This is a genomic window from Demequina sp. NBRC 110052, from assembly GCF_002090075.1.
In the GTDB taxonomy this organism is placed as follows: Bacteria; Actinomycetota; Actinomycetes; order Actinomycetales; family Demequinaceae; genus Demequina.
In genome coordinates this window covers 324148-338231 of the sequence record NZ_BBRI01000002.1, presented here as the reverse complement: position 1 = coordinate 338231, position 14084 = coordinate 324148, and the positions used below count along the sequence as shown (strand labels likewise).

Annotated in this window: 13 protein-coding genes; 9 read left to right on the top strand and 4 right to left on the bottom strand. The window is 69.5% G+C overall.

The window, feature by feature from the left end; all coding sequences use genetic code 11:
* Positions 1–38: 38 nt before the first annotated feature.
* Positions 39–1034, bottom strand: coding sequence for a DMT family transporter (locus B7K21_RS01595; protein WP_159448376.1), 996 nt, complete (start codon positions 1032–1034; stop codon positions 39–41).
* 137 nt (positions 1035–1171) lie between these two features.
* On the opposite strand from B7K21_RS01595, the gene B7K21_RS01590 reads away from it, so the two are divergent.
* The 5 genes from B7K21_RS01590 to B7K21_RS01570 all read left to right on the top strand — a co-directional run bounded on the left by B7K21_RS01590 (position 1172) and on the right by B7K21_RS01570 (position 5894).
* Positions 1172–1522, top strand: a complete 351-nt coding sequence (locus B7K21_RS01590) for a hypothetical protein (protein ID WP_084073197.1) — start codon at positions 1172–1174, stop codon at positions 1520–1522.
* Positions 1523–1529: 7 nt separating this feature from the next.
* Positions 1530–1991 (top strand): GNAT family N-acetyltransferase, encoded by a 462-nt coding sequence (locus B7K21_RS01585; protein ID WP_159448375.1) that lies wholly within the window; start codon positions 1530–1532, stop codon positions 1989–1991.
* A gap of 72 nt (positions 1992–2063) precedes the next feature.
* The gene (locus B7K21_RS01580) at positions 2064–4160 is read left to right on the top strand and encodes a type IIA DNA topoisomerase subunit B (RefSeq protein ID WP_084073192.1); all 2097 of its coding nucleotides are present in this window, start codon (positions 2064–2066) and stop codon (positions 4158–4160) included.
* On the top strand, positions 4157–4564 hold the full coding sequence (locus B7K21_RS01575; RefSeq protein WP_084073190.1) for a hypothetical protein: 408 nt from the start codon (positions 4157–4159) through the stop codon (positions 4562–4564). Before B7K21_RS01580 ends, B7K21_RS01575 begins: the two co-directional genes overlap by 4 nt.
* Before the next feature lie 58 nt (positions 4565–4622).
* Complete coding sequence (locus B7K21_RS01570; RefSeq protein WP_159448374.1) at positions 4623–5894, top strand: threonine/serine exporter ThrE family protein; 1272 nt, start codon at positions 4623–4625, stop codon at positions 5892–5894.
* Between the two features lie 32 nt (positions 5895–5926).
* Here the strand turns inward: B7K21_RS01570 and B7K21_RS01565 are convergent, their stop codons facing one another.
* Both B7K21_RS01565 and B7K21_RS01560 read right to left on the bottom strand, forming a co-directional pair.
* Entirely contained in the window at positions 5927–7117 is a 1191-nt protein-coding gene (locus B7K21_RS01565; RefSeq protein WP_144016012.1) for a hypothetical protein, read from the bottom strand.
* A 249-nt stretch (positions 7118–7366) separates the two neighbouring features.
* Complete coding sequence (locus tag B7K21_RS01560; RefSeq protein WP_234989130.1) at positions 7367–9805, bottom strand: DNA topoisomerase (ATP-hydrolyzing) subunit A; 2439 nt, start codon at positions 9803–9805, stop codon at positions 7367–7369.
* 146 nt (positions 9806–9951) lie between these two features.
* Here B7K21_RS01560 and B7K21_RS01555 point away from each other — a divergent pair, with 146 nt between their 5' ends.
* Complete coding sequence (locus B7K21_RS01555) at positions 9952–10518, top strand: DUF5998 family protein (RefSeq protein ID WP_234989129.1); 567 nt, start codon at positions 9952–9954, stop codon at positions 10516–10518.
* Entirely contained in the window at positions 10515–11684 is a 1170-nt protein-coding gene (locus tag B7K21_RS01550) for an alkaline phosphatase family protein (protein WP_084073178.1), read from the top strand. Before B7K21_RS01555 ends, B7K21_RS01550 begins: the two co-directional genes overlap by 4 nt.
* A gap of 24 nt (positions 11685–11708) precedes the next feature.
* On the opposite strand, the gene sepH is transcribed toward B7K21_RS01550, so the two are convergent.
* Positions 11709–12746, bottom strand: coding sequence for a septation protein SepH (sepH, locus tag B7K21_RS01545; protein WP_084073176.1), 1038 nt, complete (start codon positions 12744–12746; stop codon positions 11709–11711).
* Positions 12747–12811: 65 nt separating this feature from the next.
* On the opposite strand from sepH, the gene B7K21_RS01540 reads away from it, so the two are divergent.
* Positions 12812–13630 carry an inositol monophosphatase family protein gene (locus B7K21_RS01540; RefSeq protein ID WP_084073174.1) on the top strand — a complete coding sequence of 273 codons (819 nt, stop codon included), beginning with the start codon at positions 12812–12814 and terminating at the stop codon, positions 13628–13630.
* 140 nt (positions 13631–13770) lie between these two features.
* Positions 13771–14070 (top strand): DUF4193 domain-containing protein, encoded by a 300-nt coding sequence (locus B7K21_RS01535; RefSeq protein WP_084073172.1) that lies wholly within the window; start codon positions 13771–13773, stop codon positions 14068–14070.
* Positions 14071–14084: the final 14 nt, after the last annotated feature.

Below are 14084 nucleotides of genomic sequence, written 5' to 3'. Positions count from 1 at the left end.
CCGGAGGGAGCGGCCGTTCGCTGTCTTCGGCTCCCGCGTCAGGGCACCTCGGGAGGCACTCCGAGCGCGAAGGCGTCATCGGCGTCCGTCGCAGTCCCGGGCGGGCGTTCGCGCGCGGTCTGGGCGCCGACGATCCCGACGAAGACCACCGTGGCGCCCGCGAGTTGGAGAGGCGCGAGAGTCTCGCCGAGCCACAGCCACGCCACGATGAACGCGAACAGCACCTCCGACGAGGCGAGCACGCCCGAGGCAGTGGCGCTGAGGTGGCGCAGCGACATGAAGATCAGGGTGAAGGGGGCGAACGCCCCCAGCGCGACCATGGCGACCAGCGGCAGCCACATCGGGGTGGCGATGAAGTCGAGCGTGCCACCGTAGGACACCTCTGCGGTGAAGGTGTCCGCGGGCATCGTCCACCACCCGGAGAACACGAGCCAGAACGCGGTGGCGAAGGCGGCGGCCCAGAATGCGACGGCCATCGGGGGCCGCCCTGCGACGGAGCGTTCGCCGGCGAGGAAGTACAGCGCATACGCGCAGGCGGCGCCGAGTCCCGCGAGCACGCCCAGCACGGACAGGTTAGAGTCCCACACCTGCGCGACCACGGCGAGACCGGCGAGTACGGCAGCGATGGCCCACCACAGGCGCGGATGCACGCGCTCCTTGAACACGACCCTCGCCACCAACGCGACGATGATCACGGCCATGTACTCGAACAGCAGCGCGACGCCGACGGGCAGGTGGGCGATGGCCACCGCGTACAGCCACTGCACCATCGCGAGCCCTCCGATGCCGAGCAGGGCGAATGCGCGCAGTTCGCGGAGTGTGACTCGGAACTGGGCGCGGTCGGTCACGAGCAGCACCGCGCCGGCGATGAGCGCGGTCCCCAGCACGCGGAACAGCGTGAGCTGCTGCGCGGTGATCCCAGCCTGGAGCACCACCTTCGTCATCGAGCCGTTGAATCCGAAGAGGAACGCGCCCGTGAGGACGTAGAGGGCTCCTAGGGCGGGGGAGCGGCGCACGGCCGACGCTGCGGTCACGGCGTCAGCGTAGGGCCAGGACGATTGCGGGCTCGTTTCGCGAGTCTCCGACAGTCGCGCCACGGCGGCGCGACGCGGTCGCGATAGCATCGACCCAGTCGCCAACCCAACCAGGCGGCCAGAAGGAGCACGCGCACGTGGACGTCCTGCGGATCATCCTCCTCATCCTCCACTTCCTGGGCCTCGCTGCCCTGCTCGGAGGCTTCCTGTACGGGATGTCGGACAAGGTGAAGCGATTCGCCTCGGGCATGATGCACGGCGCGCTCACTCAGCTCGTCACGGGTATCGCCCTCGTGGGCGTGGCGTATGGCTCGGGCAACGGTGACCACGTCGACAACGGCAAGATCACCGTCAAGCTGCTGGTCGCCCTGACGATCACGGTGCTCGTCCTGATGTACCGCAAGAAGGACGCGGTGCCCGTGCCCATCTGGGCGACCGTCGGTGGCCTCACGATCCTCAATGTCATCGTCGCGGTCGCCTGGCGCTGAGCCGCGGGTGCGACAGGCCGTCGCATCCGATGCCGCAGAGATCGTGCACCTCGGCGCCCTCATGTACAAGTCCGTGGGCGCGAAGCCCACGCCGCAGTGGGCTGCGGAGTCGATGCGCACCGTGCGAGCGCGCCTCGGCGACGACCTCATCGGCATGGTGATCGACGCACCCGAGGGCGGGCTCGCGTGCTGCGGCCTCGTCAACGTGGGACCCCGGCTCCCGCGCCCCGGAGCGCACTCGCACCAGGTCGGATACGTGCAGTGGGTCTCCACGGCGCCGCAGCATCAGCGCAAGGGCTACGCGCACGCGGTCATGCGCGCACTGTTGGAGGAGACGGATCGCCGCGAGATCGAGGTCGTCGAGCTGCACGCCACCCCCGCGGCACGCGAGATCTACGAGGAGCTCGGCTTCTTCGTCAAGAGCGACAACATCGCCATGACAGCGGTGCGTCACCGCCCCTCGTCCTAAGCCCATGCCCGACGCCGGTGCGCCTCGGCGCGCCCGTCACCGGCGCGTCGGGCGTCTCCGTAGAATCTCGGGGTGAGCTCTGACTACTCCGCACGCCATCTGTCCGTCCTCGAGGGTCTCGAGGCCGTGCGCAAGCGTCCCGGCATGTACATCGGCACCACCGACTCGCGTGGTCTCATGCACTGCCTGTGGGAGATCATCGACAACTCGGTGGACGAGGCGCTGGGCGGCTACGGTGACCGCATCGAGGTGATCCTCCACCCCGACGACTCGGTCGAGGTGCGCGACAACGGTCGCGGCATCCCCGTGGACGTCGAGCCCAAGACGGGCCTCACCGGAGTCGAGGTCGTCATGACCAAGCTCCACGCGGGAGGCAAGTTCGGCGGCGGCTCGTATGCCGCGTCGGGCGGTCTGCATGGCGTGGGTGCCTCCGTCGTGAATGCGCTGTCCGAGCGCCTCGACGTGTGGGTCGACCGTTCGGGCGCGACGCACCACATGGCCTTCCGGCGAGGCGAGCCGGGCCTGTTCGCGGATCCCGCCTCAGGCGCGACGCCCGACGCTGAGTTCTCGCCGTTCGTGACGGGATCCGAGCTCGAGAAGGTCGGCAAGGTCGCCAAGGGCCGCACCGGCACGCGGATCCGGTACTGGGCCGATCGTCAGATCTTCAACAAGTCAGCGTCGTTCTCGTTCGACGACCTGATCACGCGCGCGCGTCAGACCGCATTCCTCGTGCCCGGCCTGTCGCTCGTGGTCCGCGACGAGCGCAATCCGCTCGAGCCGAGCGAGCAGACGTTCCGCTTCGAGGGCGGCGCCAAGGACTTCGTGGACTTCGTCGCCGCCGACACCGCGATCACGCAGACGTGGGAGCTGCGCGGCACCGACACCTACACCGAGACGGTTCCGGTGCTGAAGGCCAATGGCCACCTCGTCAGCGAGGAGGTCGAGCGCGAGTGCGTCGTGGACATCGCCCTGCGGTGGGGGACGGGTTACGAGACCGAGGTGCGCAGCTTCGTCAACATCATCTCCACTCCCAAGGGTGGCACCCATCAGTCGGGCTTCGAGCAGGGGCTCGTGAAGATCCTGCGCAAGACCATCGAGACGAACGCGCGGCGCCTCAAGCTCACCGGCAAGGATGGCGCCGAGCGCATCGAGAAAGACGACATCATGGCTGGGCTCACCGCCGTGGTGACGGTGCGCATCCCCGAGCCGCAGTTCGAGGGACAGACCAAGGAGGTGCTCGGCACCTCTCCTGTGCGCGGCATCGTCGCCAAGGTCGTCGAGCGCGAGCTCGGCGCGGTGCTCGGCTCGTCCAAGCGCGACGACAAGACTCAGGCGACGATCGTGATGGAGAAGATCGTCGCGGAGATGCGGGCGCGCGTCGCCGCGCGCAAGCAGAAGGAGATCTCGCGGCGCAAGAACGCGCTCGAGACGAGCTCGCTGCCCGCCAAGCTCACGGACTGCCGCAGCAACGACGTCAACGAGTCCGAGCTCTTCATCGTCGAGGGGGACTCCGCGCTCGGCACGGCGAAGCTCGCGCGCCGCTCCGAGTTCCAGGCGCTGTTCCCCATCCGAGGCAAGATCCTCAACGTGCAGAAGGCGTCGGTCACCGACATGCTGCACAACGCGGAGTGCGCGAACATCATCCAGGTCCTCGGCGCGGGATCGGGGCGCACGTTCGACCTCGAGCAGGCCCGCTACGGCAAGATCATCCTCATGGCGGACGCCGACGTGGACGGCGCACACATCCGCACCCTGCTGCTCACGCTGTTCTTCCGCTACATGCGTCCCATGGTGGACGCGGGCCGCGTGTATGCGGCGGTGCCCCCGCTGCACCGTGTCGAGGTGATGGGAAGTGCACGTCGCGAGAAGGAGTACATCTACACGTACTCCGAGCAGCAGTTGAACGACACGCTGCGCGAGCTCAAGCGTGCGGGACGCCGGTACAAGGAAGACATCCAGCGGTACAAGGGCCTCGGTGAGATGGACGCCGACCAGCTGGCCGAGACCACCATGGACCCCGAACACCGCACGCTTCGGCGCATCACCGCGGCCGATGCGCAGGCCGCCGAGCGAGTGTTCGAGCTGCTCATGGGCAACGATGTGGGCCCGCGCCGCGACTTCATCGTCGCGGGCGCTGCCGCGCTGGACAGGACGAGGATCGACGCATGAGCGACATCGAGGAGACCAGGCCGCTCTGCGCGGCACACCCGTACGGCTACCACGCGCGCTCGCGCATCGAGCCTGGGCCGTCGCGTCACGTGTTCCGTCACCGCTCGCTGATCGGGCTGCCCGCGCGCTGCCCGATGCTGGAGGAGGAGCTGAGCGACGCCGACCGCGAGGTCGAGTTCGCGGACGAGCTCGCTGTCCTCGAGCGCACGCCGGGACCCGCGAGGGCACTCCTGGTCGTCGTCGCGGTAGCCATCGCCACCCTCGGGCTGGTGTTCATCTCCGAGCCGTGGGTGTTCGTGCTCGTCGCGATCGTCGCCGCGCTCGTGCTTGAGCGCACCGCCGCCGCGGTGCGTCATGAGCGCATCCGCAGGATCGTCGACTGGCGCCGGCGCGTCGGTCGCTGATCGCGACCGGGACCTCGAACCCTCCGATGTCGCGGCGACCTTTGCCACAATGGGCCACGTGAGCGACGCAACGCCGGCCCCCGACGACATGGACGCGCTCGACCTCGGGCGCCGTTCCGGCGCGATCATGCGCACCGGGCTGATGATGCTCGAGGCGGGCACCGCAAGCTACCGCGTCAAGCAGGCCATGCAGGCCGTCGGCCACGCGCTCGGCGTCGAAGAGATCCGCGAGCAGGTCACGCTGACCGAGATCACCGTCACCTCCCGCGTGGGCCACATGTTCAGGACCGAGGTGTCCGAGTTGCGCAAGGCCGGCGTCAATGCCGACCGGATCGCGGCGCTCGACGGGTTCAGGCGGTCGCTTCCCGAGTCCGCGACGCCGGGGGACATCCACCGCGCGCTCGACGCGATCGAGCGCACGCCAGCCCGGTACTCCGCATGGTTCAATGCCGCCGCGGCGGGCGCGGCCTGCGCAGGCTTCGCGGCGCTGAATCACGCGCACGTGATCGAGATCGCGACCGTGTTCGTGGCCGCAGGTGCAGGCCAGTACCTGAGGCGCGGGCTCGCGCATCGGGGCTTCAACGCGCTCGGCACCACGATGATCGCCGCGCTCGTTGCGACGGCTCTCTACCTGGGCGTACTCGGGCTGATCGGCCTCGTGGGCCCTGGACTCGAGGTCCACGCGTCCGGCTACATCTCCTCGGTGCTGTTCCTACTGCCTGGCTTCGCGCTCATCACCGGCACCCTCGACATGGCCAAGCTCGACTTCTCTGCCGGACTGTCGCGTGTCGCATTCGGCCTCATGATCGTGATGGGCGCCGGAGTGGCGGTCTGGTCGCTGTCCTTGATGAGCAGTCTCGACACCTCGCAGCGGGACGCGACGATTCCGCTCTGGGCTCAAGCCCTGATCTGGGCGGTCGGCAGCTTCGTCGGCGTCGCGGGCTTCGCACTCATGTTCAACTCGCCATGGCGCATGGCGCTCACCGCGGCGTGGATCGGCATGGTCGCCTACGTCGCGCGCAACCTACTCCAGCACCAGTTCGACCTTCCGATCCAGATGGCCACCGCGATCGCGTGCGTCATGATCGGCATCCTCGCCGCCGTGATGGCGAGGGGTGGACGCTGGCCGGTCATCACGCTGCAGGTGCCTGCCGCGCTCGTGCAGATCCCGGGCGTCCCCGCGCACGAGGCGATCGTGTCCCTCAACGAAGCGGACTACATCGAGGCGACGTCCGGCCTGCTGCAGGTGTTCCTGGCAGGAATCGCGATCCTCGTCGGACTCGTCGTGGGCAAGCTCATCACTGACCGCGAGTGGTCGTTCGAACGCTGATGTCCCGCGTCGCGGGAGTATCTCGAGTTCGACTACTCGTCGTCTGATCCGAGCTCTCGCTCGGAAGCGACGGAGCCAGCTGCGGAGGCCTTTGGCGCACGCTCCTGATACGGAGTGATGGGCTGCACGACCGAGTCGTAGAAGCTGAACGTGGAGTCGATCACCGATCCGACGAAGCCCGCATTCTTGCCGCCGCGCCGTCCGACCGACACGTCACGTTGCACGCGGACCACGAACCTCGCGATGTCGTCTCCGAGGGAGTCCAACATCTGAGCGGGGTCGGTCCGGATCGTGCTCATGATGCCGCTGACCGGTCTCGATGACCCTTTGGCATAGCAATCGATATGGAGATCGTCAGGCGCGTCGGGAAGTTGGCGCGTGAGCCACGTCAGGCTCCCGCGAGCCTTCTTGTCGGATGGCGCGGCGACCGTCATGGCGAGCGCAACTTGGCGTGCACGCAGGTCTGCCGAGATCTGTATGTCACCTGCGGTCCGGGGCACACGAAGGTACGCCGTGAGAGTGCCCTCGTCGGCGAGTTCTTTCGCAAAGTCCTTGCGGCGTGCGGCCGCATCCGTCCTGTGCGACTTCGGCAGAACCTCCTCGACGTCTTCGTTGATGCGGATTGAGAGCTTCATCGCTGCGTACGTCATGAGCTGGTCCCACCGCGAGGCGACGTCTTCCGTGCCGGGGTCACGAGCGGCCACAGTTCCACCGCGTGCTGCATCCCGGACGGCAGTCCAGCTCTCACCCATGTCATCGAACTCGAGAGCGCCCGAGTTCTGGTGCTCGAGATATCTCAAGAGCTCCCCAAGGATCCATGCCTGTTCGTGATCGTCGACGTTCGAACGATCGCGCACGCGACTCGCTATGGCAGCAACGCGAGTCCACGAGAAGTGCGCGACTTTGACCCTCGAGTTCGAACGCACGTTGAGTCCGACGGTGGGATGCTGACCTTCCGAGGGTGCAATCTCGTTCGAGATGGTGATTACCATGTCGAACCCGTGGGCACGAGCGAGCTCAATGTACGAGTTCACCTGCTCGACGCGGAGTGCATTCGAGCCGGTCTTCACCTCAACGAGCGCGACCCAAGGGTCCTGCTTCCCGAAGTGGACACGAATGAGGCCATCGGGGCGGAAGGACTGACCTGACTTGTCCTTGAAGGTCGGCTCGATGAAGGTCTCAACGGTCGCCTTGGCCGCGCGCGTCGCGCCCAACGGTGCCAACAGTTCCGTGGAAAGTGGTCGCACGATTGACAGCACCGCGAGCAGGGCACTCGTTGCACGCTGTTCGCGTTCGCCGGCCGTCGAGTTCCCGACAACGGGTATCAGCCTTGCGCGTTGCCAATTCTCTTCGACCATGACGCCCCCTCGCGACCAGGTTTCTCAAGATGCTGTGAACCTGACGCTAGCGGATACGACGAGCGTTCCGGCGGACATAGGACGCGAGTTAGGCGCGTGGGTCGGGCTTCTCCACTACCCGATGCCCTGCACGGGCGCCGCGAGCGGCGTTCCTGAGCCGTCGCGTCGGCCCGGCTCGGAAGGCAGATCGACGGCCTGGCCCGCGCCCGAGGTGGCGCGCGGAGGAGAGGGCACGACCGCCGCGTGCAGCAGCGCGTCCTCGCCCTTCAAGAACCGGTGCGCGCGCACGCCGCCGGTCGCGCGCCCCTTGGCCGGGTACTCGCTGAAGGGCGTGACCTTCGCGGCGCCAGGAGTGGTGCCGGGAAGCGCGGCCGACGGGCCGGCGATCGTGACGACCACCGGCTCCACCGCATCGGGCGCGACGACTCCGAAGTGCAGGACCTGCGCGCCCGCCGCCAGCTTGATGCCCGCGATGCCGCCGCCAGAGCGGCCCTGAGGTCGCACGCCGCCCGCGGAGAAGCGCAGCAGCTGCGCATCCGACGTCACGAACACGACCTCAGCGTCGTCGCTCGCCGGTGCGGCGCCGATCACGCGGTCGCCATCCTTGAGGCCGATCGTCTCCCAGGCGTCCCTGCTCGGCTCGTCACCGGGAGTCACGCGCTTCACCACGCCCTGCGCAGTGCCGAGGGCGAGAGGCGTCTCAGAACCGAGCGGCACGATCGACACGGCCTCCTCGCCCTTGTCGAGCACCAGCAGCTCCGCCAATGGCACGCCGCCGCCGAGCGACGGCGGCTCCGATGACGGGGCCAGGGCGGGCACGTCGAGGAGGCTCAGACGCAGGACGCGTCCCGCCGACGTCACGACCCCCACATCGGCGCGAGCCGAGGCCGGGACGACGGCGCGCAGCACGTCGTGTGCCGAGCGGCGGCCATCCGTGGGAACGGGCGAGTCGTCGGCAGTGCGGGCCACGAGGCCGGTCGTGGAAAGCAGCGCGAAGCACGGGGTGTCCTCGATCTCCATGGACATCGCCGCGGGCTTGGCCGCTCCGGTCCCCGGCACGCCCGTGGTGGCCGGTGCGCCCGCATCCGCGAGGAGGATCGTGCGACGGGGGGTGCCGTGCTCGGCGGCGGCCGCATCCATCTCGCGGCCCACGACGTCGCGCAGCACCGCATCGGAGCCGAGGATCTCCTCGAGCTCCGCGATCTCGGCGAGCAGCTGCGCCTTCTCATTCTCCAGCTCGAGGCGCGAGAACTTCGTGAGGCGCCGCAGGCGCAGTTCGAGGATGTACTCCGACTGGATCTCGCTCAGGTCGAACGCCGTCATGAGGCGTTCCTTGGCCGCGGCGGCATCGTCCGAGGTGCGGATGATCTGGATCACGTCGTCGATGTCGAGGATCGCGATCAGCAGGCCGTCCACGAGGTGCAGGCGGTCCTTGCGTGCCTTGAGCCGGTAGGCGCTGCGGCGGCGCACCACGTCGAGCCGGTGGTCCACCCAGACCTTCAGCAGCTCCTTGAGACCCATGGTGCGCGGCTGCCCGTCGACGAGGGCGACGTTGTTGATCGAGAAGGATTCCTCGAGCGGCGTCACCTTATAGAGGCGTTCGAGCACGGCGTCGGGGTTGAAGCCGTTCTTGATCTCAATGACCAGGCGCAGGCCGTGATGGCGGTCCGTGAGGTCGGTGACGGCGGAGATGCCCTCGAGCTTGCGGCTCGAGACGCCGTCCTTGATCTTCTCGATGACCTTCTCTGGTCCCACCTGGTACGGCAGTTCTGTCACGACGATGCCCTGGCGGCGCGGCGTGACCTTCTCGACGCGCGCGGTGGCCCGCGTCTTGAACGCCCCCTTGCCCGTCTCGTACGCCTGGCGGATGCCGTCCAGGCCGACGATGCGGCCACCTCCGGGAAGGTCCGGGCCCGGCACGAACCTCATCAGCTCGTCGAGTTCCGCCTTCGGGTGATGCAGCAGGTGGCGTGCCGCCGAGACGACCTCGACGAGGTTGTGCGGGGCCATGTTGGTGGCCATGCCCACCGCGATGCCCTGCGCGCCGTTGACGAGCAGGTTCGGGATGGCGCTCGGCAGCACGGCAGGCTGCTCGAGCTTGTTGTCGTAGTTCGGGATGAAGTCGACGACGTCCTCACCGAGGTCGGCCACCATGGCCATCGCCCCCGGCGCCATGCGCGCCTCGGTGTACCGGGAGGCAGCGGGGCCGTCGTCGAGCGAACCGAAGTTGCCGTGGCCGTCCACCAGGCGCAGCCGCAGCGAGAACGGCTGTGCCATGCGCACGAGCGCGTCGTAGATCGCGCCGTCACCGTGCGGGTGGTACTTGCCCATGACTTCGCCGACCACGCGCGACGACTTCACGTGCGCCCGGTCGGGGCGCAGCCCCATGTCGCTCATCGTGTAGACGATGCGACGCTGCACCGGCTTGAGACCGTCGCGCGCGTCAGGGAGGGCGCGCGAGTAGATCACCGAGTACGCGTACTCGAGGAACGAGGTCTCCATCTCGGTGCTGACGTCGATGTCGACGATCTGCGCGTCGGGCGTGGCTGCCATCACTCTCCTGTCCATGGGCCGCTCGGCCAGGCGTCATTGTCTCGCGCCCCGAGGGCACCCGTGTGCGCGCCACGCGGGACGTGCGAAGCGGGGCCGCCGCCTGTCAGGGTCGCGGCGCGCGCATGCGAGGTGGAACAATAGCGCGCATGTCGTCCACGCTCGAGGAGTCCGTCGCCGTCGCCGGCTACTACCCGGCGCTCGCCACCACAGTGCTGAAGTCCGCGATCGCGGGGGAGACCGTCCGGGCGCACTTCGTTCAGACTGAGACGACGTTCGACACGTCCGAGGTGCGGCGCCACATGACGGTGCTCGTCCTCACTGAGTCGCGCCTCATGCGCGTCCACATGGACGACGGCGTGGGCCCCAGCGGCGAAGGCGGCCACGAGGCTCAGGCGACGGTCGAGACCAGCCTCCTCAGCAATATCCGCACGATGGCGCTCACCCACGTCGTGGCGCATCCCGAGCGGTTCCGCGAGGGAGACCTGCCGAGCGAGCTGATCCTCGCCGTGGGCAACGGCATCCACACTCGCATCGAGCTCGAGCCCGCCACGTGCGGAGACGAGAACTGCGAGGCCGACCACGGCTACACGGGAGGCATCACCGGGGACGACACGCTCGTGCGCGTCAGCGCGATCGCGGACGGCGAGTCGGCGATGCGCGCGCTCCAGGACTTCGCTGCGACGCTGCAGCGCAGCCTGGGGGAGCGCGGGTGAGCTTCGCCGCACGGCTAGCCGAGGTGGGCCTGGTCCGTCCCGACCTGGGCGGACGTGAGCTCGGAGCGGTGCTCCCCGGCGCTCTGGCGGCAGTGGGCGCCTCGCATGCGGTCACCGGCCGCTCCGCCGACGACGACCGTGCGCGGCTGGGACTGCCGCGCTCGCGCCATGTCGTGGTCGTGCTGCTCGACGGGCTGGGGCACCTTCAGCTCGACGCGCGGCGCGGGCACGCGCCGTTCCTGCGCTCGGCGGTCTCGGGCGCCATCACGGCGGGCTTCCCGACGACGACCGCGTCGTCGCTCGCCCTGTTCGGCACCGGCGAGCCCGTCGGCCGTACGGGCATGGCCGGCTACACCGTGAGGAACCCGCGTACAGGTGAACTCGCGAACCTCATCTCGTGGGAGGGTGCCGCGCGTCCCGAGGAGTGGCAGCCGCGGCCGTCGCTACTGGCAGAGGCCCAGCGCGAGGGGCTCACCGTCACGACCATCGGCAAGCCCAAGTTCGCAGGCTCCGGGCTCACGCACGCCGTCCTGCGGGGCGGAGACTTCATCGGAGCGACCCGCCTGGGCGACGGCGTGGACATCGCGGCTGCCGTCGCGCGCGAGCCTGGCGTCTCGTACCTGTACTGGGGCGACATCGACGCCGCAGGCCACCGTTCCGGATGGGCGGGCGACGAGTGGGTCGCGGCGCTCGAAGACGCGGACCGCGAGCTGCGGCGACTCGCGGCCTCGCTGCCGCGCGACGTCACGATGATCGTCACCGCCGACCACGGCATGGTCGACGTCACCGGGGCGCCTCGCTGGGACGTCGCCGACGAGCCCTCGCTACGGGAAGGCGTGGAGCTCATCGCGGGCGAGCCTCGCGCCGTGCATGTCCACGTCCGTGAGGGCGTCGATGCCTCGGCGGTGGCTCAGCGGTGGAGCGAGACGCTCGGCTCGCATGCAGCGGTCGGCACACGTGCCGAGGTGGCCGAGTCCGGCGTGATCGGCGCCCTGGATCCCGCGGTCGCGGATCGGATCGGGGACGTGGTCGTGGCCATGGCCGACCGCGCGACGGTAGTCGACTCCCGCACGCAGACTCCGCACTCGCTCCACCTGGTCGGCATGCACGGCTCTCTCACGCCGGACGAGCTGCAGGTTCCGCTGCTCACGCTCGCGTCGCGCTGACGCCTGGCCTACGAGGCGACTGCGTCAGTCGTTGCGCGCGCCGAAGACGATCTCGTCCCAGCTCGGCACGGAGGCACGGCCCTTGCGCGGGCGCCTCTCGCCCGAGGCGGGCGTCGCGGGGGGAGCGGAGGGGCTCTCTGCGGTGCGGTTCTCGCCGGTGGTCGCCTCGGTCGGCGTGCCCGACGCGGGGGTCGCCGGAGAGCCCTGGCGCTTCCCGAAGCCCGTCTCGGCCTGGCGCGCCTTCGCCGCGGGTCCGAAGCCCTCGAAGCCGCCGTCCTCGTCGAACTCCTCGAGATCGTCTTCGTCCACCTGGTCGCGCTGACCACGGCGCTCGTGCAGGTCCTGGAGCAGCAGCTCGGTGGCGCTCTCGGGCTCCGGCGTGGGCGTGGCGGGTGCGACGGGGCGTGCAGGGTGGAGATCGAGCGTGTCTGCCGCGCGCTCCTCCCGCACCGCGGAAAGGTGACGCTTCGGGATCGGCACGTCGAGCAGTTCCGTCTCGGTCAGCCAGCGTGCCTCGTCGTCGCGCGCGGTCAGGCCACGCGACTGGTGGTCGAAGCTCCATAGGGCCCGCACGGTGCGGCCGTCGGCGCGGAAGTCCACGCACACGTGCCACGGCTCGTCGACTTCGCGCCATGCGTCCCACGCGAGCGATTCGGGGTCGACACTGCGCTGCACCAGGCGGTCAGCGACGAGGTCGCCCAGTTGCGGGGCTCCCGCATCGCCGCCGATGCGGGTGTCACGTGCGAGCTGCACGATGTATGCGCGCTCGGCGAGCACCGGAGCCTCGAACTTCTCAAGCGCCTCCACGGGCTGCCCCGTGAGCTCAGCGAGCTCCGCGGCGGTCAGGCCTCCGCGGATGCGTTGCTGAATCTCCTTGGGACTCATGGTTGCGGCCGCCTCGGGGGCGGAGGTGCTCGCGCTCTCCCGCGCGCGCACGGCGGCGTGGCGGACGGCATGGCGCAACGCGTCCGTCACGGCGAGGCGGAACTCCTGGCCGTCGTCGGTCGCGACGATGACGTGCTGACCGTCCTCGGCCGGGCCCACGAGATGAAGCTCGGTCATGGCCTCAGGGTGCCACGGCGTCGGGCGCAATCCCGGCACGCCACGCGGTGCGGCAGGATGGACGCATGACCGAGCCCCTGTCTCTGCTCGAGACCGCCACCGTCCTCGCGCGGGAGGCAGGCGAACTGGTGATGGCAGGCCGCGCGACGGCCACGGTGGCGGCGACCAAGTCCTCCGACGTCGACATCGTCACCCAGGTCGATCTCGCGTCGGAGGAGCTGTTGCGACGCAGGATCGCGCGGCTGCGCCCGGACGACGGCATCCTGGGCGAGGAAGGCGACGACGTCGTCGGCACGTCGGGCATCACGTGGGTGCTCGACCCGATCGACGGCACGGTCAACTATGCGTATGGCTCGCCCGCGTTCGGAGTCTCCGTGGCCGCAGTCCAGGGGGCGCCGCGTCCGCGCGAGTGGACCGCGCTCGCCGGCGCGTTCCTCGACGGCACCGGCACGCTGTGGACTGCGGCGAGGGGCCACGGCGCCTGGCGTGATGGCCTCGCGCTGCGCCGCTCGGGCGGTCCGCCCCTGTCGCAGACCCTCGTGGCCACAGGATTCCAGTACCGCGCGGAGGTGCGTGCGGTGCAGGGACGGATCGTCGCGGAACTCCTGCCGCGCGTGCGCGACATCCGGCGGCTCGGCTCCGCGGCGCTCGATCTGTGCCAGGTCGCGGCGGGCGCGGTCGACGCGTACTACGAGCACGGGACGCACGCATGGGACTTCGCCGCAGGTGCCCTGATCGCGTCGGAGGCAGGCGTGCGCGTGGCCTCGTTCGACGGCGGCGCGCCTGACGAGCGGCTTGTCATCGCGGCCGCGCCCGACGCGTGGGAGACCTTCCGCGACGCACTCGCCGAATGCGGCGTCGAGCGCCTGTGGGACACCGCCTGAGGGCCCGCGCCACGCCCGGGCGCCGTCGAGGTGGCGCCGCCGCGGCTTTTGGCGCATAATCTGTGCGCCGCCCGGGGAATGAATCCACCCCTCGGGACATTGACCGGGCACGACCGTGCTGTGAAGGGACCGATGCCGCAATGGCCACCGATTACGATGCCCCCCGCAAGACCGACGACGAGATCTCGGCCGATTCGATCGAGGAGTTGAAGGCGCGCCGCGCCGACAAGACCTCGGGCGTGGTCGACGAGGACGAGGCGGAGGCCGCGGAGGGATTCGAGCTCCCCGGAGCCGACCTCTCCGGCGAGGAGCTCTCGGTACGCGTGCTACCCGCGCAGCAGGACGAGTTCACGTGCATGTCGTGCTTCCTCGTCCACCACCGCAGTCAGCTCGCCGAGTTCCGCGGCGACGACCCGATCTGCTCGGAGTGCGCGGCGTAGGGCTCGCGCCCACG